Source organism: Pseudomonas sp. BNK-44-b, from assembly GCF_047456245.1.
GTDB lineage: Bacteria > Pseudomonadota > Gammaproteobacteria > Pseudomonadales > Pseudomonadaceae > Aquipseudomonas > Aquipseudomonas machongensis.
Genome location: NZ_CP179908.1, coordinates 1,844,957 through 1,868,631, shown reverse-complemented (window position 1 = coordinate 1,868,631; position 23,675 = coordinate 1,844,957). Strand labels below are relative to the sequence as shown.

Genomic DNA, 23,675 nt, shown 5'->3' with positions numbered 1-23,675 from the left:
TCGAGAATCCAAGGAATGATCCCAATCGAATAATTCGTTTGCCGAACACACATTCATCGCGCTTGGATAATAAGAAATTCGAACAAGGTTCCGTGCGTCCATGAATCAGGAAAGTATCAGCCAGTCCATCGCCATCGTTCACCCGATCACACTTTCCCATGGCCGCAACGCCGAAGTATGGGATACCGACGGCAAGCGCTATATCGACTTCGTCGGCGGTATCGGCGTGCTCAACCTGGGACACTGCAACCCGGCAGTGGTCGAGGCCATTCAGCACCAGGCCGCCCGCCTAACCCACTACGCCTTCAACGCGGCTCCCCATGCGCCTTATCTTGCCCTCATGGAGCAACTGAGAGCGTTCGTTCCAGTGAACTACCCGCTCGCCGGCATGCTCACCAACAGCGGCGCCGAAGCCGCGGAGAACGCGTTGAAGGTGGCCCGTGGCGCCACCGGCAAGCGCGCGGTCATCGCCTTCGACGGCGGCTTCCATGGCCGCACCCTGGCCACCCTCAACCTCAACGGCAAGGTCGCCCCCTACAAGCAACGCGTGGGTGAGCTGCCGGGGCCGGTCTATCACCTGTCCTACCCCAGTGCCGATACCGGCGTGACCTGCGAACAGGCACTCAAGGCCATGGAGCGGCTGTTCAGCGTCGAGCTCGCGGTCGAGGATGTCGCAGCCTTCATCCTCGAACCGGTGCAAGGCGAAGGCGGCTTCCTCGCGCTCGACGCCACCTTCGCCCAAGCCCTGCGCCGCTTCTGCGACCAGCATGGCATTCTCATCATCATCGACGAGATCCAGTCCGGTTTCGGACGCACCGGCCAGCGCTTCGCCTTCCCACGCCTGAGCATCGAACCGGATCTTCTGTTACTGGCCAAGAGCATCGCCGGCGGCATGCCGCTGGGTGCAGTGGTCGGCCGACGTGAACTGCTGGATGCCCTGCCCAAGGGCGGGCTTGGCGGCACCTATTCAGGCAACCCCATCGCCTGTGCCGCGGCCCTGGCCAGCCTGGCGCAGATGAGCGACGAGAACCTTGCCACCTGGGGCGAGCGCCAGGAGCAGGCCATCGTGAGACGCTTCGAACACTGGAAGGCCAGTGGCCTGTGCCGTTACCTGGGGCGCCTGACCGGCGTTGGCGCGATGCGAGGGATCGAGTTCGTCAACCCCGACGGCAGCCCGGCGCCTGCGCAACTGGCCAAGGTAATGGACGCTGCACGAGCCAATGGGTTGCTGCTGATGCCCAGTGGCAAGGCCCGCCACATCATTCGCCTGCTGGCGCCGCTGACCATCGAAGCCGAAGTACTCGAGGACGGGCTGGATATTCTCGAACAGTGCCTGGCCGCACTGGACTGAGACTCAGAGCCCCAGTTCTTCTGGCGTGAGCATGTCGGACTCGAAGGCGATCCAGCCGCCTTCGAGCTCGGCATGGCCGTTGACGATCGGGCCGTAGTAAGTCAGGCCGTTCTCAAGCGTGACACAGATATGCGTGGCCGACTTTTCAGGAGCCGCGAGCGTACCGACGAAATGCACCTTCTTCAGCGTTTCGGTCACCGCCTCGAGACCGATGCGCATGCCTGGATTCTCCGAAGCCTCGGCGTCCCCGCCACGGTCTTCGGCGCTGACAGTCACAGTGGCGATGTAGGGGTACTTGGTACTCAAGCGGGGTTACCTCGATCAGATGGAGTGGCAGCTGTCGCCAGGGCCCGCCAGGGTACGGCAGCACGAACAGGACCGCGAGCGAATAATACGCCTTGGGCCCTGAGACGCCCTCCCCACAACAGATATCTCCTACGCAATCACAGCCTTGAAGCTGATTATGGGGTAGATCACCTACCTCTAGGATGGCGCCTTCAACCTACACTGAAGAAGACATTATCCAATGCGCAAGACCCTGATGTTGTTCCCGGCGCTGGCCATGCTGATGGTTGCCGGCCACGCGGCAGCACAGAGCTGCCCTGCAGCCTCCGAAATCACCCAGAAGCCTCTCGACGGCGGTGGCTACGCCTATCAAGCCCCCGGCGGCTGGAGCGGCGACAATCCATTCGCCGACCAGGACGACCTCAAAAGCTTCAAATTCACCGCCGTCAAGTTGAAGGAAAACGTGGTGCTGTGTGACTACGAGGCGGACGCACTGGGTGGCGCGCGCATGGCATTGCGCGAATCCAGGCAGCCAGACAAGGGCAACTGGAACGACGGCTTCTGCAAGTCGGCCAACCCCGTCGACTGCACCTTCAAGTAAGCCTGAAAGTTGGTCCTTGCATGCCTCGGCTGGTATTGTGCCCGCCGAGGCATGCCCCACCACACGAGGACCCAGAGTGAGCGCCGAAGAACCCCTGATCGCCGACCTGTTCGAGGTCGACAAACGCCTGACCCTCAAGCCCGTCGTGGACTTCAACACCTACCTGCGCAACGCCTTCGGCGACGGCGCCTGCCGCTGTCATCGCTGCGTCGAGCTGAACGGCGACGAAAGCAGCTACAGCCACCGCCACACCTTCGAGTTCGATGGCCGCCCGATGCATCGGCGCTTCGCCAGCACCGCAGGCAGCGATGTATTGCAAGCCTTGAAGAAAGCCTGGCTGTCGTACACCAAGAACGACCTGCCCCTGCTCGGCCAGCTCGATCTGCACACCCTGCGCACCTTCACCGAAACGAACCTGCATGAGCGGCTGCTGGCCCTGCTCCCGGCCAGCGGCCTGGCGCGCGAGGTCGATGGCACTTGGATACTGCAAGCCCAGGCCGACTGACAGCCCGGCGGCGCAGCAGGATTCTCCCGGTCTGCTACCGTGGGAGAATCCTCACCTGCAGGTGACCTGCCATGGCCCGCACTACCCCCATCGAGCTGTACCGCAATATCGGCATCGTCGCCCACGTCGATGCCGGCAAGACCACCACAACGGAACGCATCCTGTTCTACACCGGGGTCAACCACAAGATGGGCGAGGTCCACGATGGCGCCGCGACCATGGACTGGATGGCCCAGGAGCAGGAGCGCGGCATCACCATCACCTCGGCGGCGACCACGGCGTTCTGGCAAGGCTCGACCAAGCAGTTCGCCGACAAGTACCGTTTCAACATCATCGATACGCCCGGCCACGTCGACTTCACCATCGAGGTGGAGCGCTCGCTGCGCGTGCTCGATGGCGCGGTGGTGGTGTTCAGCGGCGCCGACGGGGTCGAGCCGCAGTCCGAGACGGTGTGGCGCCAGGCCAACAAGTACCACGTGCCACGCTTGGCCTACATCAACAAGATGGATCGCCAGGGGGCAGACTTCCTGCGCGTGGTGAAGCAGATCGACCAGCGTCTGGGCCACCACCCGGTGCCCATCCAGCTGGCCATCGGCAGCGAAGAAAACTTCATCGGCCAGATCGACCTGGTGAAGATGAAGGCCATCTACTGGAACGACGCCGACCAGGGCACCAGCTACCGCGAAGAACCGATTCCCGCCGAACTGCAGGCCCTGGCCGACGAATGGCGCGCGCACATGGTCGAGGCCGCGGCCGAAGCCAATGACGAACTGACCCTTAAGTTTCTTGAAGGCGAAGAGCTGAGCATCGACGAAATCAAGGCCGCCCTGCGTCAACGCACCATCGCCAACGAGATCGTACCGACCATCCTTGGCTCTTCGTTCAAGAACAAGGGCGTGCCACTGATGCTGGACGCTGTGATCGACTACCTCCCCGCCCCCAGCGAAATCCCTGCAATCAAGGGCACCGACCCGGACGACGAGGAAAAGCACCTCGAGCGCCATGCCGACGACAAGGAACCGTTCTCCGCACTGGCCTTCAAGATCGCCACCGACCCCTTCGTCGGCACCCTGACCTTCGCTCGCGTCTACTCCGGCGTACTCAGTTCCGGCAATGCGGTGCTCAACTCGGTCAAGGGCAAGAAGGAACGCATCGGCCGCATGGTCCAGATGCACGCCAACCAGCGTGCCGAAATCAAAGACGTGTGCGCGGGCGACATCGCCGCGCTGATCGGCATGAAGGACGTGACCACCGGCGACACCCTGTGCGACATCGACAAGCCGATCATCCTCGAGCGCATGGACTTCCCGGACCCGGTGATCTCGGTCGCGGTCGAGCCGAAAACCAAGGCCGACCAGGAGAAGATGGGGATCGCCCTGGGCAAGCTCGCCCAGGAAGACCCCTCGTTCCGCGTGCGCACCGACGAAGAGACCGGGCAGACCATCATCTCGGGCATGGGCGAGCTGCACCTGGACATCATCGTCGACCGCATGCGCCGGGAGTTCAACGTCGAAGCCAACATCGGCAAACCACAGGTCGCCTACCGCGAAAAAATCCGCAACACCTGCGAGATCGAAGGCCGCTTCGTCCGACAGTCTGGCGGACGCGGCCAGTATGGCCATTGCTGGATCCGCTTCGCCCCGGGCGACGAAGGCAAGGAAGGCCTGGAGTTCATCAATGAGATCGTCGGCGGCGTGGTGCCGCGCGAGTACATCCCGGCAATCCAGAAAGGCATCGAGGAACAGATGAAGAACGGCGTGCTCGCCGGGTATCCCCTGATCAACCTCAAGGCCGCAGTGTTCGACGGCTCCTACCACGATGTCGACTCCAACGAAATGGCCTACAAGATCGCCGCATCCATGGCGACCAAGCAGCTGTCTCAAAAAGGCGGCGCGGTGTTGCTGGAGCCGGTGATGAAGGTCGAGGTGGTAACGCCCGAAGAGTACCAGGGCGACATTCTGGGCGACCTGAGCCGTCGCCGCGGGATGATCCAGGATGGTGACGAGACGCCCGCCGGCAAGGTGATTCGCGCCGAGGTCCCGTTGGGCGAGATGTTCGGCTACGCCACCTCGATGCGCTCGATGACCCAAGGCCGGGCCAGCTTCTCAATGGAGTTCACGCGCTATGCAGAGGCGCCGGCGAGTATCGCCGATGGCATCGTGAAGAAGAACCGAGGGGAATAGCCCAGGCGAGCTCATCGCGGGGTCCCGATTGCTCCGCGATGGCGTCGGCCCCGCCGAGTCGGAACCTCAATGCTGCTCGCCTGCCCGCCGCAACAGCTTCTTGCACCGCTCCGACAGATGCACCACGCGCAGGTGCTTGCCCGCACGGGAATACCGCTCGCGCAGGGTCTTCAACGCGGCGATCGCCGAGTAGTCGACGAAACTCAGGTGCTTGCAGTCCAGCGTCACGCTCTGCGGATCCTGCGCCGGATCGAACTGCTCGAGAAACGGTGTGGTCGAGGCAAAGAACAAGGTGCCATGCACCTGGTAAATCTTGCCGCCCTGACCATCCTCGTGGCTATCGGCATACAGCTCACGAGCATGCTGCCAGGCGAAGTTGATGGCCGCGATGACGATCCCGAACAGCACCGCGGCGGCCAGGTCCGTCAGTACCGTGACCACCGTCACGGCAATGATCGCCAACACATCGCTTTTCGGCACCTTGTGCAGTACTCGCAGCGACGCCCAGGCAAAGGTCTGCTGCGCCACGACGAACATCACCCCGACCAGTGCCGCCAGCGGAATACGCTCGATCAGCGGCGACAGGAACAACACGAACAGCAGGATCATCACTCCCGCCACCACGCCCGATAGCCGACCGCGGCCATTGGAACTGAGGTTGATCACGGTCTGGCCGATCATCGCGCAGCCGCCCATGCCACCGCACAGCCCCGACACCATGTTGGCCGCGCCCAGGGCCACACATTCACGGTCAGGGAAACCGCGACTCTCGGTGATCTCATCGGTGAGGTTGAGGGTCAGCAGGGTTTCCAGCAGACCGACCATGGCCATCACCAGCGCATAGGGGGCGATGATCTTGAGCGTCTCGAGGTTCCAGGGCACCTCCGGCCAGGCCAGTTGCGGCAGGCCGCCGGCGATGTGCGCCATGTCGCCGAGGGTGCGGGTCGGCAGCGCGAGCAGGTAGACCAGCAGGCCCACACCGACAATCGCCACCAGCGCAGGCGGCACCGCGCGGGTCAGCTTCGGCAGTACGTAGACCACCAGCATCGTCAGAGCTACCAGACCGACCATCAGCAGCAGCGGCTTCCCGCCGAGCCAGTGCTCGCCGTCCTTGAAATGCTCGAGCTGGGCCATGGCGATGACGATGGCCAGGCCATTGACGAAGCCAAGCATCACCGGGTAAGGCACCAGCCGCACCAGCTTGCCAAGGCGCAGCACGCCGAACAGGATCATCACGATCCCGCCAAGCAGCACCGTGGCCAACAGATACTGGGCACCGTGCTGCACGACCAGGGCGACGATCACCACCGCCATCGACCCGGCGGCGCCGGAGATCATCCCTGGGCGACCGCCAAACAACGCGGTCAGCGTGCAAATGATGAAGGCACCGTAGAGCCCCATCAGCGGATTGAGGTGCGCCACCAAGGCGAAGGCGATGCACTCGGGCACCAGGGCGAAGGAGGTGGTCAGGCCAGCGAGGACGTCGGCGCGAAGTCGGGCGGGTTTCATGTAGATCCTGTGAAGTGTCCAGTCTGGGCGACAGCGCGCGGGTGCACTGGGTGACCCCAATCACACGAGCGGAAGCAAAATCGAGGGGCGCGATGTTACGGAATTTGTCTGACAGCGGCCACCGCCGCTCTGCTCAGCGCACCCGCTCCCGGCTCTGCACCGCGAGATCCAGCGCGCGCTGCATGTCCAGCCGCGCCGAGCGGCCCAGGTCAGGGTCATTGAGACGACCATTGCGCTCCGACGGCAGGATCGGCGCCGTCAGGTCCTCGGCATCCATCGCCTCGAAGTCCTGTTCAGAGCCCATGGTCAGGGCACTGCGGCGCAGCAACATACGCACCTGCTCGGGCGTAAGCTGCGGATTGATCGACAACATCGCTGCCACCGTCGAAGCCACCAACGGCGTCGCGTAGGACGTACCGCAGTGCGGCTTGCCAGCATCGGCAGGTTGCAGGCAGGCTGCTGCACTGACATCCACACGCATGTCGACGTTGGAGCTGCGGCGCTTGACCACATGCTGCGGATCGTCAACCGCGGTGTCGCGCTCGCTGCGTTGATGCCCACCCACCACCAGCAATTGCTCGGTCACGAACGACGATGGCAAACGGTATTCATCGGTGCCAGACCATGACGAGCCGTTGCCCGCCGAATTGACCACCACCACATCCGGGTGCTCGCTGCGCAGCCACAGGAAGAATTCTTCAAGCAACTCCTCGTAGCCACTCATGGCCAACCCCGAGCGCACCAGCGAATCGACCTCGTCGCCCTCCACGCTTCTGGCGCCGACGCGGTGGATACCCCAACTCCAGTTGAGCACCCGTACGCCGTCCTCGACCAGGTTGACCGACGCGGCGATATTGGCGGTGATACCTGCATCCGAGTTGCGCTCGACGATCACCTCGAACCCAGGGCTGGCCTTGCCCAGGCCGCTGAGAAAGCCACCTGCCACCCCCTCCCCGCGCCCGGCCAGGATACCGGCGACGTGGCTGCCGTGGCTCTGCGCACGTGCGCCGTCGCGGCCGTAAAGGCAGGTCTGTCTTGGCCCGCAGGCGCCGCGATAAGCCTGAAAGGGCGCAGCGTCGAAATCCAGCTCGCGCTCGATCACGCCCACGCGTATCGGCTGTACCGGCACGTTCGAGGCCGGGACCCGGCGCTGGTAGTAGTACAGGGCATCCGTGAAACGATTGGCCGCCCACTCATCGGCCTGGTCGATGACCGTAGCCTTGCCGCCCTCGCCTTCCTCACCTCGCTCCGGCGCCGACTCCTCGACGATCACCGCATCCACGCTGAGCTCGCTGCCCATGCGCAGGATCATCGCATCGCGCTGTACAAGATCACGTACCGGCAGCCGCAGTTGGTAGACGTTCAACGGCGGGATCGCCCCCACCACCTGCGCACCATATTTGTCGGCGATACGTTGCGCCTCCTCGCGCCCGTTGTGCTTTTCCTCGATCAGCAGGCTGACCAGGTCGAGGTAGGTGGTCAGGCCGTCCATGTTCCTGGCCACCTCGTGCGGGCCTGCGGCGACCACATGGCTGCGCTGGCGAGTGAGCCAGACCGGATTGCTTTTCTGCCCGCCGACCTGCAGCCACAAAGGAGCGCTCGGACCGGGCTGGTCGAGCGTGAACTCGAGCCTGTCGCCCTCGCGCAGCACGACATTGGCCGGCAAGACCCGGTCCCCCAGCCACACCTGTGGAGCCTGGTGCTCCAGACCTTGCGCGCGCAGGCACCAGTGCTGCGGGGCTTCGGGCAGTAAATCGCCGCAGCGCTGCAACTGCTGGATGCGCGGCTCGGCAATGGCACTCTGTCCAAGAGCAAGTAACAACAAAGGTAGGTAGCGCTTCATGCCGAGGGTCTGCCATGGTCTTTTTGCTGCGACCCCAGCGCTCAGGCGATGGTTCAGCTGTTGACGGTAGCCCGCGAAAGCTCCGCAGCTGCGCTGCAAATTTCAAATCCCTGTGATCCAGACACGGCACAATGCTGGCAAATTTGCCATCATGTCTATTCAACCTGCGGAGACCACGAACATGCCGCTACGCCCCCTTGTCACCGCCCTGCTGCTGGCGGCCAGCCTCACCGCACAGGCGGCCACCGAAGTCGTGCCGCTGCAGCACCGCAGCAGCGCCGAGCTGCTGCCGACCGCCCAGTCCTTTCTTGGAAAGGACGGAACCGTCAGCGCCTTCGAGAACAAATTGATCGTCAATGCCAGCCCGGAACGCATCGACGACCTGCGCGCATTGCTACAGCAGTTGGACACTGCGCCCAAACGCCTGCTGATCAGCGTCGACAACAACGACAGCAACTACCAGGACAAACGCGGCAACGCCCGGGTCATCCAGTACGGCACCAGCAACCGAGAAGGCGGCCTGCAGCAGATCCAGGCCAGCGAAGGCCAGCCGGCGCTGATCCAGATCGGCCAGAGCATCCCCATCACCAGCACCTCGACCGATGGTTACGGACGCATCCAGAGCGACACCCAGTACCGCAATGTGACCCAGGGTTTCTACGTCACGCCGAGCGTCAGCGGTGAAACGGTTCGTCTGCAAATCAGCACCAATAATGATCGAATGAGCCAGGAACGCCAGGATGTAGTGAAGGTGCAGAGTACCGACACAACTGTCTCTGGCAGGCTCGGCGAGTGGATCACCTTGGCGGGGTACAACCAGCAGAGTCAGGCCGACAATAGCCCTTCGGCCCTCACCTACAGCACCCAGCGCGGTGAAAACATGACGCTACGCGTCAAAGTCGACCTTCTCGACTGATCCCAGGCCGTTCAAGGCCTCGACCAAGGGCCTTGAAACTGACTGCAGAGTCGCATTAGACCAAAGATGTAGTAAGCCAAAAAAAGCACTACAAAACATTTGACAGGCTCTTTTCGCCAAGGGCATGATGGCCTCGCTCCCGCTAATCAGGGGCCCTGGCAAGGGCCTTCGGGACGCCCTCCCGACACCCCTGGAGGCGTCCTGTGTCTATACGGCCCACAAGGCGGTTCGACGGGATTGCGACTGCAACGAAGAAGTTGTCCCGAGGGACGGAAGCGCATCACCGCAGAACCGGCAATCGACGTCGCACCGCAGCAAGGCATCCACGAGCCGACCTGCTGGGGACACCTTCGCCTGAACTGCACCCCCTTCCCCTTCGAGCCTTCCCCGTTCGCCGCCGCACTCCCCCGGACAGGACAGCCGCCAGGCCTCTGATTCCGCGCCCTGAGCATCCGCACAACTACACTCAAGATCGATGCGACGAGGTTTATTTCCATGGCACTGACACGCGAACAGCAAATTGCAGCCCTCGAGAAAGACTGGGCCGAAAACCCGCGCTGGAAAGGCGTGACCCGTACCTACACCGCCGCCGATGTCGTTCGCCTGCGTGGCTCCCTGCAGCCAGAGCACACTTTTGCTCGTCAAGGCGCAGAAAAACTGTGGAAGCTGGTCACCCAAGGTGCCCACCCGTCCTTCCGGCCCGAAAAAGATTTCGTCAACTGCATGGGCGCCCTCACCGGCGGCCAGGCCGTGCAGCAGGTAAAAGCCGGCATTCAGGCCATTTACCTGTCCGGCTGGCAGGTAGCCGCCGACAACAACTCGGCCGAGTCCATGTACCCTGACCAGTCGCTGTACCCGGTCGACTCGGTACCGACCGTGGTCAAGCGCATCAACAACGCCTTCCGCCGCGCCGACCAGATCCAGTGGAAAGCCGGCAAGAACCCGGGCGACGATGGCTACATCGACTACTTCGCACCGATCGTGGCTGACGCCGAAGCCGGTTTCGGCGGCGTGCTGAACGCCTACGAGCTGATGAAGAACATGATCGAGGCAGGCGCCGCCGGCGTGCACTTCGAAGACCAGTTGGCCTCGGTGAAAAAATGCGGCCACATGGGCGGCAAGGTACTGGTACCAACCCAGGAAGCCGTACAGAAGCTGGTGGCCGCGCGTCTGGCCGCTGACGTTGCGGGCGTACCGACCATCATCCTCGCTCGCACTGATGCCAACGCTGCCGATCTGCTGACCAGCGACTGCGACCCTTACGACCAGCCGTTCGTGATCGGCGAGCGTACCCGTGAAGGCTTCTACAAGGTACGTGCCGGCCTCGACCAGGCCATCGCCCGCGGCCTGGCCTACGCCCCGTACGCCGACCTGATCTGGTGCGAAACCGCCAAGCCGGACCTGGACGAAGCCCGTCGCTTCGCCGAAGCGATCAAGAAGGAGTACCCGGACCAACTGCTGTCGTACAACTGCTCGCCATCCTTCAACTGGAAGAAGAACCTGGACGATGCCACCATCGCCAAGTTCCAGCGCGAACTGTCGGCGATGGGCTACAAGCACCAGTTCATCACCCTGGCTGGCATCCACAACATGTGGCATGGCATGTTCAACCTGGCGCACGACTACGCCCGCAACGACATGACCGCCTACGTGAAACTGCAAGAGCAGGAATTCGCCGACGCCAGCAAGGGCTACACCTTCGTGGCGCACCAGCAGGAAGTGGGCACCGGCTATTTCGACGACATGACCACCGTGATCCAGGGTGGCGCTTCGTCGGTGACGGCACTGACCGGTTCGACCGAGGAAGAGCAGTTCCACTGATAGTGGATTGCTGACAGAGGCCCGGGGCTTGAGAAAGCCCCGGGCTTTCTTTTGCCTGCCTGCCCCACCACTGTCTCACCCTGCAGACGCCTGATGTCCTGACGACGAGGCAAACCCCGAGATCAGGTCTATGCTTGAGGCAGCACAGCAAGCAAGGACTGCCACATGCCTCGTCCAAGCCAACGCCTGGATGCCCCCTATATAAAGAAGCACAGCCCGTATCCGGCTTGCTCGATTGCGCTTCCTTGCCATTGCCGCCCGCCCCCCGTCGCCCCGTCATTCGCCGAAACATTGACCCAGAGCGGTACACGAGAACGCTGCAACTGCTAGAACGAGAGTTTTTCTCATTTGCAAGTGACAAGATTGCGAATTGAACTAGACAGGTATCAGATGGCTCGGCAAACAGCGGCTCAGCCAAATGATATTAATTATCATTATTAAATTGAAGACTCGTTACGCCAACCAAGAAACATAATTAACAAATCTGATTGGAATGCCCGAAAATCAAGGCTTTCAGCGATTTACGAAAGATTTTTGTTCTTAATCCTACGAATAATTTTGCACTGGAAATTTTACTTGCCGTGGGTTTACCCATAAAATCAGCGCGATTGATTCAGCTGCGACATTTGGTCACTGCATCAGCGACACCGCGTCGCCGCTCTACTTATTTCAGACTGCAGAGCTGGGTCTCTGTATAAGGATTTCAAGCATGTCCGATTCGGCAGGACTCATCGCCCACAACTGGGGCTTTGCCATCTTCCTCCTGGGTGTCGTCGGCCTGTGTGCCTTCATGCTCGGCCTGTCCAGCCTGCTCGGCAGCAAGGCCTGGGGCCGCGCCAAGAACGAACCCTTCGAATCCGGCATGCTGCCCGTTGGCAGCGCCCGCCTGCGCCTGTCCGCCAAATTCTATCTGGTCGCGATGCTGTTCGTGATCTTCGATATCGAAGCCCTCTTTCTCTTTGCATGGTCTGTGTCCGTCCGCGAAAGCGGCTGGACCGGATTCGTCGAAGCTCTCGTTTTCATAGCAATTCTGTTGGCAGGTCTTGTCTACCTATGGCGCGTCGGTGCTCTTGATTGGGCTCCCGAAGGTCGCCGCAAGCGGCAAGCGAAGCTGAAACAATGAGGCTTTGGCAATGCAATACAATCTCACCAGAATCGATCCGGATGCGCCCAACGAGCAGTACCCGGTAGGTGATCGGGAAACCGTCACCGACCAACTGCTCGAAGACCAGGTCCACAAGAACATCTACATGGGGAAACTCGAAGATGTGCTGCGTGGGGCAGTCAACTGGGGTCGCAAGAACTCCCTCTGGCCGTACAACTTCGGCCTGTCCTGCTGCTACGTGGAAATGACCACGGCCTTCACGGCACCCCACGACATCGCCCGCTTCGGCGCCGAAGTCATCCGGGCCTCGCCGCGCCAGGCCGACTTCATGGTCATCGCCGGTACCTGCTTCGTCAAAATGGCGCCGATCATCCAGCGCCTTTACGAGCAGATGCTCGAGCCCAAGTGGGTCATCTCCATGGGTTCGTGCGCCAACTCCGGTGGCATGTACGACATCTACTCGGTCGTTCAGGGGGTCGACAAGTTCCTCCCCGTGGACGTCTACGTGCCTGGCTGCCCGCCGCGCCCCGAGGCTTTCCTGCAAGGTTTGATGCTGTTGCAGGAATCGATCGGCCAAGAACGACGCCCGCTCTCCTGGGTGGTTGGTGATCAAGGTATTTATCGTGCCGAGATGCCTGCCCAGAAAGACCTGCGTCGTGAACAGCGCATTGCGGTAACCAATCTGCGCAGCCCCGACGAAGTCTGATCCAGCGACCTGCCGCCCGCTCCCCAAGGAGCCGGCGGCCTGGCTTCATTCTCAACGTTGACCCAAAGCGACCGAGACCATGACAGCGGACACCGCTATTTTCATTCCGCCCTACAAGGCTGACGACCAAGATGTGGTCGTCGAACTGAACAACCGCTTTGGCGCCGAAGCATTCGTCGCCCAGGAAACCCGCACCGGCATGCCCGTACTGTGGGTCAAGCGCGCCCAGCTCAAGGAAGTGCTCAGCTTCCTGCGTGGCGTGGCCAAGCCCTACAGCATGCTGTACGACCTGCATGGCGTCGACGAGCGCCTGCGCACCCAACGCCGCGGCCTGCCTGCCGCCGACTTCAGCGTGTTCTACCACCTGTTGTCGGTCGAGCGTAACAGCGACGTGATGATCAAGGTGTCGCTCAGCGAGGGCGACCTGAACCTGCCGACCGTGACCGGTATCTGGCCGAACGCCAACTGGTACGAACGCGAAGTCTGGGACATGTTCGGCATCGACTTTGCCGGCCACCCGCACCTCAGCCGGATCATGATGCCGCCGACCTGGGAAGGTCACCCGCTGCGCAAGGACTACCCTGCCCGCGCCACCGAATTCGATCCCTACAGCCTCACGCTCGCCAAGCAGCAGCTTGAAGAGGAATCGGCGCGCTTCAACCCCGAGGCCTGGGGCATGAAACGCCAGGGCGCCAACGAGGACTACATGTTCCTCAACCTCGGCCCCAACCACCCTTCTGCCCACGGTGCCTTCCGTATCGTCCTGCAGTTGGACGGCGAAGAGATCGTCGACTGCGTCCCGGACATCGGCTACCACCACCGTGGTGCCGAGAAGATGGCCGAGCGTCAGTCCTGGCACAGCTTCATCCCCTATACCGACCGTATCGACTACCTCGGTGGGGTAATGAACAACCTGCCGTACGTCCTCGCGGTCGAGAAGCTGGCCGGTATCCAGGTGCCGCAGAAAGTCGACGTGATTCGCATCATGCTCGCCGAGTTCTTCCGGATCACCAGCCACCTGCTGTTCCTGGGCACCTATATCCAGGACGTCGGCGCCATGACCCCGGTGTTCTTCACCTTCACCGACCGCCAGCGTGCCTACACCGTGATCGAGGCGATCACCGGTTTCCGTCTGCACCCGGCCTGGTACCGCATCGGCGGCGTTGCCCACGACCTGCCGCGCGGCTGGGACAAGCTGGTCAAGGATTTCGTCGAATGGCTGCCCAAGCGCCTGGACGAATACACCAAGGCCGCCTTGCAGAACAGCATCCTCAAGGGCCGTACCATCGGCGTTGCCGCATACAACACCAAGGAAGCGCTGGAGTGGGGTACCACCGGTGCCGGCCTGCGCGCCACCGGGTGCGACTTCGACCTGCGCAAAGCCCGTCCCTACTCCGGCTACGAGAACTTCGAGTTCGAAGTACCGCTGGCCCACAACGGCGATGCCTATGATCGCTGCATGGTCCGTGTCGAGGAGATGCGCCAGAGTATCCGCATCATCGACCAGTGCCTGCGCAACATGCCGGAAGGCCCGTACAAGGCGGATCACCCGCTGACCACGCCGCCACCGAAAGAGCGCACCCTGCAGCACATCGAGACCCTGATCACCCACTTCCTGCAAGTCTCGTGGGGCCCGGTCATGCCGGCCAACGAGTCGTTCCAGATGATCGAGGCGACCAAGGGCATCAACAGTTACTACCTGACGAGCGATGGCGGCACCATGAGCTACCGCACCCGGATCCGTACCCCGAGCTACCCGCACCTGCAGCAGATCCCTTCGGTGATCAAGGGCAGCATGGTCGCGGACCTGATCGCGTACCTGGGCAGTATCGACTTCGTTATGGCTGACGTGGACCGCTAAGCATGAACAGCACGCTTATCCAAACCGACCGTTTCGCCCTGAGCGAAACCGAGCGCTCGGCCATCGAGCACGAGATGCACCACTACGAGGACCCGCGCGCGGCGTCCATCGAAGCCTTGAAAATCGTGCAGAAGGAACGCGGCTGGGTGCCGGACGGCGCCATCTACGCGATCGGCGAAGTGCTGGGCATCCCTGCCAGCGACGTCGAGGGCGTGGCCACCTTCTACAGCCAGATCTTCCGCCAGCCGGTCGGGCGCCACATCATTCGCGTGTGCGACAGCATGGTCTGCTACATCGGCGGCCACGAATCGGTCGTCAGCCAGATCCAGAGCGAACTGGGCATCGGCCTGGGCCAGACCACTGCCGATGGCCGCTTCACCCTGCTGCCGGTGTGCTGCCTGGGCAACTGCGACAAGGCCCCCGCGCTGATGATCGACGACGACACCTTTGGCGACGTGCAGCCTGCAGGCGTCTCCAAACTGCTGGAGGGTTACGTATGACCATCACTTCCTTCGGCCCGGCCAACCGCATTGCGCGCTCGGCTGAAACCCACCCGCTGACCTGGCGGCTGCGTGATGACGGCGAGCCGGTCTGGCTGGCCGAGTACGAGTCCAAGAACGGCTACGCTGCGGCCCGCAAGGCCCTGGCCGACATGTCCGCCGACGACATCGTGCAAAGCGTCAAGGACTCCGGCCTCAAGGGTCGCGGCGGCGCAGGCTTCCCCACTGGCGTGAAGTGGGGCCTGATGCCCAAAGACGAATCCATGAACATCCGCTACCTGCTGTGCAACGCGGACGAAATGGAGCCCAACACCTGGAAAGACCGCATGCTGATGGAGCAACAGCCCCATCTGCTGGTCGAGGGCATGCTGATCAGCGCCCGCGCGTTGAAGGCCTACCGTGGCTACATCTTCCTGCGCGGCGAGTACACCACGGCAGCGAAGAACCTCAACCGTGCCATCGATGAAGCCAAGGCTGCAGGCCTGTTGGGCAAGAACATCCTGGGCTCCGGTTTTGACTTCGAGCTGTTCGTGCACACCGGTGCCGGCCGCTACATCTGCGGCGAAGAAACGGCACTGATCAACTCGCTCGAAGGCCGCCGCGCCAACCCACGCTCCAAGCCGCCCTTCCCTGCCGCTGTCGGCGTGTGGGGCAAGCCGACCTGCGTGAACAACGTCGAAACCCTATGCAACGTCCCGGCCATCGTCGCCAACGGCAACGACTGGTACAAGTCGCTGGCCCGCGAAGGCAGCGAAGACCACGGCACAAAACTGATGGGCTTCTCCGGCAAGGTGAAGAACCCGGGCCTGTGGGAACTGCCATTCGGCGTGACCGCCCGCGAGCTGTTCGAAGACTACGCCGGTGGCATGCGCGACGGCTTCAAGCTCAAGTGCTGGCAGCCAGGCGGTGCCGGTACCGGCTTCCTGCTGCCAGAACACCTGGATGCACAGATGTACGCCGGTGGCATCGCCAAGGTCGGCACCCGCATGGGTACGGGCCTGGCCATGGCGGTCGACGACAGCATCAACATGGTCTCGCTGCTGCGCAACATGGAAGAGTTCTTCGCCCGTGAGTCGTGCGGCTGGTGCACACCATGCCGTGACGGCCTGCCATGGAGCGTGAAGATGCTGCGCGCCCTGGAGAAAGGCCAAGGCCGCGCCGAAGACATCGAGACCCTGCTGGGTCTGGTCAACTTCCTCGGCCCAGGCCGCACCTTCTGTGCTCACGCACCGGGTGCCGTGGAGCCGCTGGGCAGTGCCATCAAATACTTCCGGTCCGAGTTCGAGGCCGGTGTCGCGCCCGCTAGCGCTGCCGACACCCTGCGCCCGAATCTGGCCAAGCCGATTGTGGTCGGCGCATAACAAGATGAATCGCGGGTGGTCCGTGCCACCCGCCAGCTTGCAGGCCGGCCCGAACGATTCGCGGTCGGCCGCAAGCTCACCGATTTCCATTAGCCACGCCTGCTCACGCGGGCCAACGAAGAACTTTGAACCATGGCCACTATCCACGTAGACGGCAAAGCGCTCGAAGTCAACGGTGCAGACAACCTGTTACAGGCCTGTCTGTCGCTCGGCCTCGACATCCCTTATTTCTGCTGGCACCCGGCGCTCGGTAGCGTCGGCGCCTGCCGGCAATGTGCGGTCAAGCAGTACACCGACGAGAACGACACCCGTGGTCGTATCGTCATGTCCTGCATGACCCCTGCCTCCGACGGCACCTGGATCTCCATCGACGATGACGAGTCGAAGGCGTTCCGTGCCAGCGTCGTCGAGTGGCTGATGACCAACCACCCGCACGACTGCCCGGTGTGCGAGGAAGGCGGTCACTGCCACCTGCAGGACATGACGGTAATGACCGGCCACAACGAGCGCCGCTACCGTTTCACCAAGCGTACCCACCAGAACCAGGACCTCGGCCCGTTCATCGCCCACGAGATGAACCGCTGCATCGCCTGCTACCGTTGCGTGCGCTACTACAAGGACTACGCAGGCGGTACCGACCTGGGTGTCTATGGCGCCCACGACAACGTGTACTTCGGTCGCGTTGAAGACGGCGTGCTGGAGAGCGAGTTCTCCGGCAACCTGACCGAGGTCTGCCCGACCGGCGTGTTCACCGACAAGACCCACTCCGAGCGCTATAACCGCAAGTGGGACATGCAGTTCGCCCCGAGCATCTGCCACGGCTGCTCCAGCGGCTGCAACATCAGCCCCGGTGAGCGCTACGGCGAACTGCGCCGCATCGAGAACCGCTTCAACGGCTCGGTGAACCAGTACTTCCTGTGCGATCGTGGCCGCTTCGGCTACGGCTACGTCAACCGCAGCGACCGTCCACGCCAGCCGCTGCTGGCCGATGGCAGCAAGCTGGGCCTCGATGCCGCGCTGGACAAAGCCGCTGACCTGCTGCGCGGCCGTACCATCGTCGGCATCGGCTCGCCGCGCGCCAGCCTCGAGAGCAACTACGGCCTGCGCGAGCTGGTCGGCGCCGACTACTTCTACTCGGGTATGGAAGCCGGTGAGCTGAGCCGCGTGCGCCTGGTGCTGGACGTGCTGAACAACAGCCCGCTGCCGGTGCCGACCCTGCGCGACATCGAAGACCACGACGCCGTGTTCGTACTCGGCGAAGACCTCACGCAAACCGCCGCCCGCGTCGCCCTGGCTGTTCGCCAGGCCACCAAGGGCAAGGCCGAGGCCATGGCCGAAGGCATGAAGGTGCAGCCATGGCTCGACGCCGCGGTGAAGAACATCGGCCAGCACGCGCTGTACCCGCTGTTCATTGCCTCGCTGGCCGAGACCAAGCTCGATGACGTCGCCGAGGAATGCGTACACGCAGCCCCTGCCGACCTCGCCCGCCTGGGCTTCGCCGTGGCCCACGCCATCGACCCGAGCGCACCCGCCGTCGAAGGCCTGGACGCCGAAGCGAAGGCGCTGGCCCAGCGCATCGCCGACGCCCTGGTCGCCGCCAAGCGCCCATTGGTGGTTGCCGGTACTTCGCTGGCTGACGCCGCACTGATCGAAGCCGCGGCCAACATCGCCAAGGCGCTCAAGCTGCGCGAGAAGAACGGCTCGCTGAGCCTGGTCGTGCCTGAGGCCAACAGCCTCGGCATGGCCATGATGGGTGGCGATTCGGTCGATGCTGCACTGGACGCCGTCATCACCGGCAAGGCCGACGCCATCGTCGTGCTGGAGAACGACCTGTACACCCGCGTGCCAGCGGCCAAGGTCGATGCTGCGCTCGCCGCTGCAAAAGTGGTGATCGTCGCCGACCATTCCAAGACCGCCACCAGCGATCGCGCCGACCTGGTGCTGCCAGCGGCCTCCTTCGCCGAAGGCGACGGCACCCTGGTCAGCCAGGAAGGCCGCGCCCAGCGCTTCTTCCAGGTGTTCGACCCACAGTACCTGGACAGCAGCATCCAGATCCACGAAGGCTGGCGCTGGATGCACGCCCTGCGTGCCACCCTGCTGAACAAGCCGGTCGACTGGACTCAACTGGACCACGTCACCAGCGCCTGCGCCAACGCCGCACCGCAACTGGCTGGCATCGTCAACGCAGCGCCAAGCGCCGCGTTCCGCATCAAGGGTATGAAGCTTGCCCGTGAGCCGCTGCGCTACTCGGGCCGCACCGCCATGCGCGCCAACATCAGCGTTCACGAGCCGCGCACACCGCAGGACAAGGACACCGCGTTCGCCTTCTCGATGGAAGGCTACTCGGGCTCGGCCGAACCGCGCCAGCAAGTGCCATTCGCCTGGTCGCCGGGCTGGAACTCGCCGCAAGCCTGGAACAAGTTCCAGGATGAAGTTGGTGGCCATCTGCGGGCCGGTGACCCTGGCGTGCGCTTGATCGAATCGCAAGGCGATCGTCTGAACTGGTTCAACAGCATCCCGGCTGCCTTCAACCCGGCGCGCGGGACCTGGACTGCCGTGCCGTTCTTCCACCTGTTCGGCAGCGAGGAAAACTCTTCGCGTGCTGCACCGGTACAGGAACGTATCCCGGCGGCCTACGTGGGCCTTGCCAAGTCCGAAGCCGACCGCCTGGGCGTCAACGACGGCGCACTGCTGAGCCTGACCGTCGCGGGCGTTTCGCTGCGCCTTCCGCTGCGCATCAATGAAGAACTGGGCGCTGGCCTGGTGGCGTTGCCCAAAGGCCTGGCCGGCATTCCGCCCGCCATCTTCGGTGCATCCGTCGAAGGCCTGCAGGAGGCAGCACAATGAGCTGGTTCACCCCCGAAGTGATCGATGTGATCATCCAGGTCGTCAAGGCTATCGTGGTGCTGCTCGCCGTGGTGGTCTGCGGCGCCCTGCTCAGCTTCGTCGAGCGCCGCCTGCTGGGCTGGTGGCAGGACCGCTACGGTCCGAACCGTGTCGGCCCGTTCGGCATGTTCCAGATCGCCGCCGACATGCTGAAGATGTTCTTCAAGGAAGACTGGAACCCGCCCTTCGTCGACAAGATGATCTTCACCCTGGCGCCGGTCGTGGCCATGAGCGCCCTGCTGATCGGCTTCTCGATCATCCCGATCACACCGGGCTGGGGCGTTGCCGACCTGAACATCGGCCTGCTGTTCTTCTTCGCCATGGCCGGCCTGTCGGTCTACGCGGTGCTGTTCGCCGGCTGGTCGTCGAACAACAAGTACGCCCTGCTGGGCAGCTTGCGGGCCTCGGCGCAGACCGTGTCGTACGAAGTGTTCCTGGGCCTGGCGCTGATGGGCGTGGTGGTACAGGTGGGCTCGTTCAACATGCGCGACATCGTTGAATACCAGGCCCAGAACCTGTGGTTCATCATTCCGCAGTTCTTCGGCTTCTGCACCTTCTTCATCGCTGGCGTCGCCGTGACTCACCGTCACCCGTTCGACCAGCCGGAAGCGGAACAGGAACTGGCCGACGGCTACCACATCGAGTATGCCGGCATGAAATGGGGCATGTTCTTCGTCGGTGAGTACATCGGCATCATCCTCATCTCGGCGCTGCTGGTCACCCTGTTCTTCGGCGGCTGGCACGGCCCGTTCGGCATCCTGCCGCAACTGCCGTTCCTGTGGTTCGCATTGAAGACCGCGTTCTTCATCATGCTGTTCATCCTGCTGCGCGCCTCGATCCCGCGCCCGCGCTATGACCAGGTGATGGACTTCAGCTGGAAGTTCTGCCTGCCGCTGACCCTGATCAATTTGCTGGTGACCGCTGCGATCGTGCTCTACAACACGCCAGCCGTCGCGGCCCAGTGAGGATTTGACCCATGTTCAAATATATCGGCGACATCGTTAAGGGCACCGGCACTCAGCTGCGCAGCCTGGTGATGGTGTTCTCCCACGGGTTCCGCAAGCGCGACACCCTGCAATACCCCGAAGAGCCCGTGTACCTGCCGCCACGCTATCGCGGCCGCATCGTCCTCACCCGCGACCCCGACGGCGAGGAGCGCTGCGTAGCGTGCAACCTTTGCGCGGTGGCCTGCCCGGTCGGCTGCATCTCGCTGCAGAAAGCCGAGACCGAGGACGGCCGTTGGTACCCGGAGTTCTTCCGCATCAACTTCTCGCGTTGCATCTTCTGCGGCCTGTGTGAAGAGGCGTGCCCGACCACCGCGATCCAGTTGACTCCGGATTTCGAAATGGCCGAGTTCAAGCGTCAGGACCTGGTGTACGAGAAAGAAGATCTGCTGATCTCCGGCCCCGGCAAGAACCCTGACTACAACTTCTACCGTGTTGCGGGTATGGCCATCGCTGGCAAGCCGAAAGGCTCTGCGCAGAACGAAGCCGAGCCGATCAACGTGAAGAGCTTGCTCCCATAAGGACAGAAAGATGGAATTCGCTTTCTACTTCGCATCCGGGATCGCCGTGGTCTCCACCCTTCGGGTGGTGACCGGCACAAACCCCGTGCACGCCCTGCTCTACCTGATCATTTCGCTGATCTCCGTGGCGATGATCTTCTTCTCCCTGGGTGCGCCGTTCGCCGGCGCCCTGGAAGTGATCGCCTATGCTGGCGCCATCATGGTGCTGTTCGTCTTCGTGGTGATGATGCTCAACCTGGGGCCGGCGTCGGTCGCCCAGGAGCGTGGCTGGCTCAAGCCGGGCATCTGGGCAGGGCCGGTAATCCTCGCCGCCCTGCTGCTGCTGGAGCTGCTGTACGTGCTGTTCGCCAATCCGAGCGGCGCTGCCATCAGCGGTACCACGGTTGACGCCAAGGCCGTCGGCATCAGCCTGTTCGGCCCCTACCTGCTGGTAGTCGAACTGGCCTCGATGCTGCTGCTGGCCGCGGCCGTCACCGCCTTCCACCTGGGCCGCAACGAGGCGAAGGAGTAAATCATGGGTGCTATCCCTCTCGAGCATGGTCTGGCGGTCGCCGGCATCCTGTTCTGCTTAGGTCTGGTCGGCCTGATGGTCCGCCGCAACATCCTCTTCGTGCTCATGAGCCTGGAAGTCATGATGAACGCCGCAGCCCTGGCGTTCATCGTCGCCGGTGCCCGTTGGGTCCAGCCCGACGGTCAGGTGATGTTCATTCTGGTGATCAGCCTGGCAGCCGCCGAGGCCAGCATTGGCCTGGCAATCCTGCTGCAGCTGTATCGCCGCTTCCACACTCTCGACATCGATGCTGCCAGTGAGATGCGCGGATGAACCTTCTCTTCCTGACTTTCGTCTTTCCCCTGATCGGCTTCCTGCTGCTGTCGTTCTCGCGCGGGCGGTTCTCTGAGAACCTGTCCGCCCTGATCGGCGTCGGTTCGGTCGGCCTCTCGGCCGCGACCGCCGCCTACGTGATCTGGCAGTTCAACGTCGCGCCGCCTGAAGGCGGTGCATACAGCCAGCTGCTGTGGCAGTGGATGTCGGTGGACGGCTTCGCGCCGAACTTCACCCTGTACCTGGACGGCCTGTCGGTCACCATGCTCGGCGTGGTCACCGGCGTGGGCTTCCTGATCCACCTGTTCGCCTCCTGGTACATGCGTGGCGAAGCCGGTTACTCGCGCTTCTTCTCGTACACCAACCTGTTCATCGCCAGCATGCTGTTCCTGATCCTGGGCGATAACCTGCTGTTCATCTACTTCGGCTGGGAAGGTGTAGGCCTGTGCTCCTACCTGTTGATCGGTTTCTACTACAGCAACCGCAACAACGGTAACGCGGCACTGAAGGCCTTCATCGTCACCCGCATCGGCGACGTGTTCATGGCCATCGGCCTGTTCATCCTGTTCGCCCAACTGGGTACGCTGAACGTCCAGGAACTGCTGGTGCTGGCACCGCAGAAATTCCAGGCGGGCGACACCTGGATGGTCCTGGCCACCCTGATGCTGCTCGGTGGTGCGGTCGGTAAATCGGCCCAGCTGCCGCTGCAGACCTGGCTGGCCGACGCGATGGCCGGCCCGACCCCGGTTTCGGCACTGATCCACGCCGCGACCATGGTCACCGCAGGCGTCTACCTGATCGCCCGTACCCACGGCCTGTTCACCCTGGCGCCGGACATCCTGCACCTGGTTGGCGTAGTGGGTGGCATCACCCTGGTACTGGCCGGCTTCGCCGCGCTGGTGCAGACCGACATCAAGCGTATCCTCGCCTACTCCACCATGAGCCAGATCGGCTACATGTTCCTCGCCCTGGGCGTTGGCGCATGGGATGCGGCGATCTTCCACCTGATGACCCACGCCTTCTTCAAGGCCCTGCTGTTCCTTGCCTCCGGTGCGGTGATCGTTGCCTGCCACCACGAGCAGAACATCTTCAAGATGGGCGGCCTGTGGAAGAAGCTGCCACTGGCCTACGCCAGCTTCGTGGTCGGTGGTGCTGCCCTGGCCGCCCTGCCGATCCTGACCGTGGGCTTCTACTCCAAGGACGAGATCCTCTGGGAAGCCTTCGCCAGCGGCAACACCAACCTGCTGTACGCAGGCCTGGTCGGCGCGTTCATGACCTCGCTGTACACCTTCCGCCTGATCTTCATCGCCTTCCACGGCGAAGCGAAGACCGAAGCCCACGCTGGCCACGGCATCAGCCACTGGCTGCCGCTGGGCGTGCTGATCGTGCTGTCGACCTTCGTCGGCGCCTGGATCCACCCGCCGCTGGCAGGCGTGCTGCCTGAGAGCGCCGGTCATGCCGGTGGCGAAGCCAAGCACTCGCTGGAGATCGCCTCGGGCGCCATCGCCATCGCCGGTATCCTGCTGGCTGCGGTGCTGTTCCTGGGCAAACGTCGCCTGGTCACCGCGATCGCCAACAGCAGCATCGGTCGCGTCCTGTCGGCCTGGTGGTTCGCCGCCTGGGGCTTCGACTGGATCTACGACAAGCTGTTCGTCAAACCTTACCTGCTGATCAGCCACATCCTGCGCAAGGACCCGGTTGACCGCGGTATCGGCCTGATTCCTCGCATGGCTCGCGGCGGCCACGTCGCCATGAGCAAGACCGAGACCGGTCAGCTGCGCTGGTACACCGCCTCTATCGCCGTAGGTGCCGTGCTCGTGCTCGGCGCCGTGGTAGTGGCCGCGGTATGACCATGAATATTGCGAACCTCGCGAACCTTGCGACTCTGCGAAAG

General features: G+C 63.0%; 20 protein-coding genes. 17 read left to right on the top strand and 3 right to left on the bottom strand.

Features of this window, described 5'->3' with window-relative positions; all coding sequences use genetic code 11:
- Positions 1–100 precede the first annotated feature (100 nt).
- Complete coding sequence (locus ACMGGG_RS08570) at positions 101–1,351, top strand: aspartate aminotransferase family protein (RefSeq protein WP_414155268.1); 1,251 nt, start codon at positions 101–103, stop codon at positions 1,349–1,351.
- Positions 1,352–1,354: 3 nt separating this feature from the next.
- Here ACMGGG_RS08570 and ACMGGG_RS08565 read toward each other — a convergent pair whose 3' ends face one another.
- Positions 1,355–1,657: a hypothetical protein gene (locus ACMGGG_RS08565; RefSeq protein WP_063544334.1), complete on the bottom strand. Its 303-nt coding sequence runs from the start codon at positions 1,655–1,657 to the stop codon at positions 1,355–1,357.
- 220 nt (positions 1,658–1,877) lie between these two features.
- On the opposite strand from ACMGGG_RS08565, the gene ACMGGG_RS08560 reads away from it, so the two are divergent.
- The 3 genes from ACMGGG_RS08560 to fusA all read left to right on the top strand — a co-directional run bounded on the left by ACMGGG_RS08560 (position 1,878) and on the right by fusA (position 4,925).
- On the top strand, positions 1,878–2,237 hold the full coding sequence (locus ACMGGG_RS08560) for a DUF3757 domain-containing protein (protein WP_063544332.1): 360 nt from the start codon (positions 1,878–1,880) through the stop codon (positions 2,235–2,237).
- A gap of 76 nt (positions 2,238–2,313) precedes the next feature.
- Positions 2,314–2,742 carry a hypothetical protein gene (locus ACMGGG_RS08555; RefSeq protein WP_414155267.1) on the top strand — a complete coding sequence of 143 codons (429 nt, stop codon included), beginning with the start codon at positions 2,314–2,316 and terminating at the stop codon, positions 2,740–2,742.
- A 71-nt stretch (positions 2,743–2,813) separates the two neighbouring features.
- A complete protein-coding gene (fusA, locus tag ACMGGG_RS08550) occupies positions 2,814–4,925 on the top strand; it encodes an elongation factor G (protein WP_054892708.1) in 2,112 nt (703 codons plus the stop codon).
- A gap of 66 nt (positions 4,926–4,991) precedes the next feature.
- Here the strand turns inward: fusA and ACMGGG_RS08545 are convergent, their stop codons facing one another.
- A complete protein-coding gene (locus ACMGGG_RS08545; RefSeq protein ID WP_063544328.1) occupies positions 4,992–6,434 on the bottom strand; it encodes a SulP family inorganic anion transporter in 1,443 nt (480 codons plus the stop codon).
- 133 nt (positions 6,435–6,567) lie between these two features.
- Positions 6,568–8,277: a S8/S53 family peptidase gene (locus ACMGGG_RS08540; protein WP_414155266.1), complete on the bottom strand. Its 1,710-nt coding sequence runs from the start codon at positions 8,275–8,277 to the stop codon at positions 6,568–6,570.
- Positions 8,278–8,458: 181 nt separating this feature from the next.
- Here ACMGGG_RS08540 and ACMGGG_RS08535 point away from each other — a divergent pair, with 181 nt between their 5' ends.
- The 13 genes from ACMGGG_RS08535 to nuoL all read left to right on the top strand — a co-directional run bounded on the left by ACMGGG_RS08535 (position 8,459) and on the right by nuoL (position 23,631).
- Complete coding sequence (locus ACMGGG_RS08535) at positions 8,459–9,193, top strand: secretin N-terminal domain-containing protein (protein ID WP_063544324.1); 735 nt, start codon at positions 8,459–8,461, stop codon at positions 9,191–9,193.
- Positions 9,194–9,688: 495 nt separating this feature from the next.
- Positions 9,689–11,014 carry an isocitrate lyase gene (gene aceA, locus ACMGGG_RS08530; RefSeq protein ID WP_054892704.1) on the top strand — a complete coding sequence of 442 codons (1,326 nt, stop codon included), beginning with the start codon at positions 9,689–9,691 and terminating at the stop codon, positions 11,012–11,014.
- Positions 11,015–11,723: 709 nt separating this feature from the next.
- A complete protein-coding gene (locus ACMGGG_RS08525) occupies positions 11,724–12,137 on the top strand; it encodes an NADH-quinone oxidoreductase subunit A (RefSeq protein WP_003251427.1) in 414 nt (137 codons plus the stop codon).
- A 10-nt stretch (positions 12,138–12,147) separates the two neighbouring features.
- The gene (locus ACMGGG_RS08520) at positions 12,148–12,825 is read left to right on the top strand and encodes a NuoB/complex I 20 kDa subunit family protein (RefSeq protein ID WP_029614113.1); all 678 of its coding nucleotides are present in this window, start codon (positions 12,148–12,150) and stop codon (positions 12,823–12,825) included.
- 79 nt (positions 12,826–12,904) lie between these two features.
- The gene (gene nuoC, locus ACMGGG_RS08515; protein WP_054892703.1) at positions 12,905–14,686 is read left to right on the top strand and encodes an NADH-quinone oxidoreductase subunit C/D; all 1,782 of its coding nucleotides are present in this window, start codon (positions 12,905–12,907) and stop codon (positions 14,684–14,686) included.
- A gap of 2 nt (positions 14,687–14,688) precedes the next feature.
- Positions 14,689–15,186: an NADH-quinone oxidoreductase subunit NuoE gene (gene nuoE, locus ACMGGG_RS08510; protein ID WP_012313767.1), complete on the top strand. Its 498-nt coding sequence runs from the start codon at positions 14,689–14,691 to the stop codon at positions 15,184–15,186.
- The gene (nuoF, locus tag ACMGGG_RS08505) at positions 15,183–16,547 is read left to right on the top strand and encodes an NADH-quinone oxidoreductase subunit NuoF (protein ID WP_054892702.1); all 1,365 of its coding nucleotides are present in this window, start codon (positions 15,183–15,185) and stop codon (positions 16,545–16,547) included. Before nuoE ends, nuoF begins: the two co-directional genes overlap by 4 nt.
- Before the next feature lie 132 nt (positions 16,548–16,679).
- Complete coding sequence (gene nuoG, locus ACMGGG_RS08500; RefSeq protein WP_414155265.1) at positions 16,680–19,394, top strand: NADH-quinone oxidoreductase subunit NuoG; 2,715 nt, start codon at positions 16,680–16,682, stop codon at positions 19,392–19,394.
- Positions 19,391–20,398 carry an NADH-quinone oxidoreductase subunit NuoH gene (nuoH, locus tag ACMGGG_RS08495; protein WP_016488222.1) on the top strand — a complete coding sequence of 336 codons (1,008 nt, stop codon included), beginning with the start codon at positions 19,391–19,393 and terminating at the stop codon, positions 20,396–20,398. Before nuoG ends, nuoH begins: the two co-directional genes overlap by 4 nt.
- Before the next feature lie 11 nt (positions 20,399–20,409).
- On the top strand, positions 20,410–20,958 hold the full coding sequence (nuoI, locus tag ACMGGG_RS08490) for an NADH-quinone oxidoreductase subunit NuoI (protein WP_011534620.1): 549 nt from the start codon (positions 20,410–20,412) through the stop codon (positions 20,956–20,958).
- Between the two features lie 10 nt (positions 20,959–20,968).
- Positions 20,969–21,469 (top strand): NADH-quinone oxidoreductase subunit J, encoded by a 501-nt coding sequence (gene nuoJ / locus ACMGGG_RS08485; RefSeq protein ID WP_054892700.1) that lies wholly within the window; start codon positions 20,969–20,971, stop codon positions 21,467–21,469.
- 3 nt (positions 21,470–21,472) lie between these two features.
- A complete protein-coding gene (gene nuoK / locus ACMGGG_RS08480; RefSeq protein ID WP_023631349.1) occupies positions 21,473–21,781 on the top strand; it encodes an NADH-quinone oxidoreductase subunit NuoK in 309 nt (102 codons plus the stop codon).
- Positions 21,778–23,631 (top strand): NADH-quinone oxidoreductase subunit L, encoded by a 1,854-nt coding sequence (nuoL, locus tag ACMGGG_RS08475; protein ID WP_054892699.1) that lies wholly within the window; start codon positions 21,778–21,780, stop codon positions 23,629–23,631. The genes nuoK and nuoL overlap by 4 nt, the downstream gene beginning before the upstream one ends.
- Positions 23,632–23,675 lie beyond the last annotated feature (44 nt).

What these genes read in the sequence shown, in the direction of transcription:
- ACMGGG_RS08570 (WP_414155268.1), top strand. Translation starts at nt 101, where the DNA reads ATGAATCAGGAAAGTATCAGCCAGTCCATCGCCATCGTTCACCCGATC.
- ACMGGG_RS08560 (WP_063544332.1), top strand. Translation starts at nt 1,878, where the DNA reads ATGCGCAAGACCCTGATGTTGTTCCCGGCGCTGGCCATGCTGATGGTT.
- fusA (WP_054892708.1), top strand. Translation starts at nt 2,814, where the DNA reads ATGGCCCGCACTACCCCCATCGAGCTGTACCGCAATATCGGCATCGTC.
- ACMGGG_RS08545 (WP_063544328.1), bottom strand. Translation starts at nt 6,434, where the DNA reads ATGAAACCCGCCCGACTTCGCGCCGACGTCCTCGCTGGCCTGACCACC.
- ACMGGG_RS08540 (WP_414155266.1), bottom strand. Translation starts at nt 8,277, where the DNA reads ATGAAGCGCTACCTACCTTTGTTGTTACTTGCTCTTGGACAGAGTGCC.
- ACMGGG_RS08535 (WP_063544324.1), top strand. Translation starts at nt 8,459, where the DNA reads ATGCCGCTACGCCCCCTTGTCACCGCCCTGCTGCTGGCGGCCAGCCTC.
- aceA (WP_054892704.1), top strand. Translation starts at nt 9,689, where the DNA reads ATGGCACTGACACGCGAACAGCAAATTGCAGCCCTCGAGAAAGACTGG.
- ACMGGG_RS08525 (WP_003251427.1), top strand. Translation starts at nt 11,724, where the DNA reads ATGTCCGATTCGGCAGGACTCATCGCCCACAACTGGGGCTTTGCCATC.
- ACMGGG_RS08520 (WP_029614113.1), top strand. Translation starts at nt 12,148, where the DNA reads ATGCAATACAATCTCACCAGAATCGATCCGGATGCGCCCAACGAGCAG.
- nuoC (WP_054892703.1), top strand. Translation starts at nt 12,905, where the DNA reads ATGACAGCGGACACCGCTATTTTCATTCCGCCCTACAAGGCTGACGAC.
- nuoE (WP_012313767.1), top strand. Translation starts at nt 14,689, where the DNA reads ATGAACAGCACGCTTATCCAAACCGACCGTTTCGCCCTGAGCGAAACC.
- nuoF (WP_054892702.1), top strand. Translation starts at nt 15,183, where the DNA reads ATGACCATCACTTCCTTCGGCCCGGCCAACCGCATTGCGCGCTCGGCT.
- nuoG (WP_414155265.1), top strand. Translation starts at nt 16,680, where the DNA reads ATGGCCACTATCCACGTAGACGGCAAAGCGCTCGAAGTCAACGGTGCA.
- nuoH (WP_016488222.1), top strand. Translation starts at nt 19,391, where the DNA reads ATGAGCTGGTTCACCCCCGAAGTGATCGATGTGATCATCCAGGTCGTC.
- nuoI (WP_011534620.1), top strand. Translation starts at nt 20,410, where the DNA reads ATGTTCAAATATATCGGCGACATCGTTAAGGGCACCGGCACTCAGCTG.
- nuoJ (WP_054892700.1), top strand. Translation starts at nt 20,969, where the DNA reads ATGGAATTCGCTTTCTACTTCGCATCCGGGATCGCCGTGGTCTCCACC.
- nuoK (WP_023631349.1), top strand. Translation starts at nt 21,473, where the DNA reads ATGGGTGCTATCCCTCTCGAGCATGGTCTGGCGGTCGCCGGCATCCTG.
- nuoL (WP_054892699.1), top strand. Translation starts at nt 21,778, where the DNA reads ATGAACCTTCTCTTCCTGACTTTCGTCTTTCCCCTGATCGGCTTCCTG.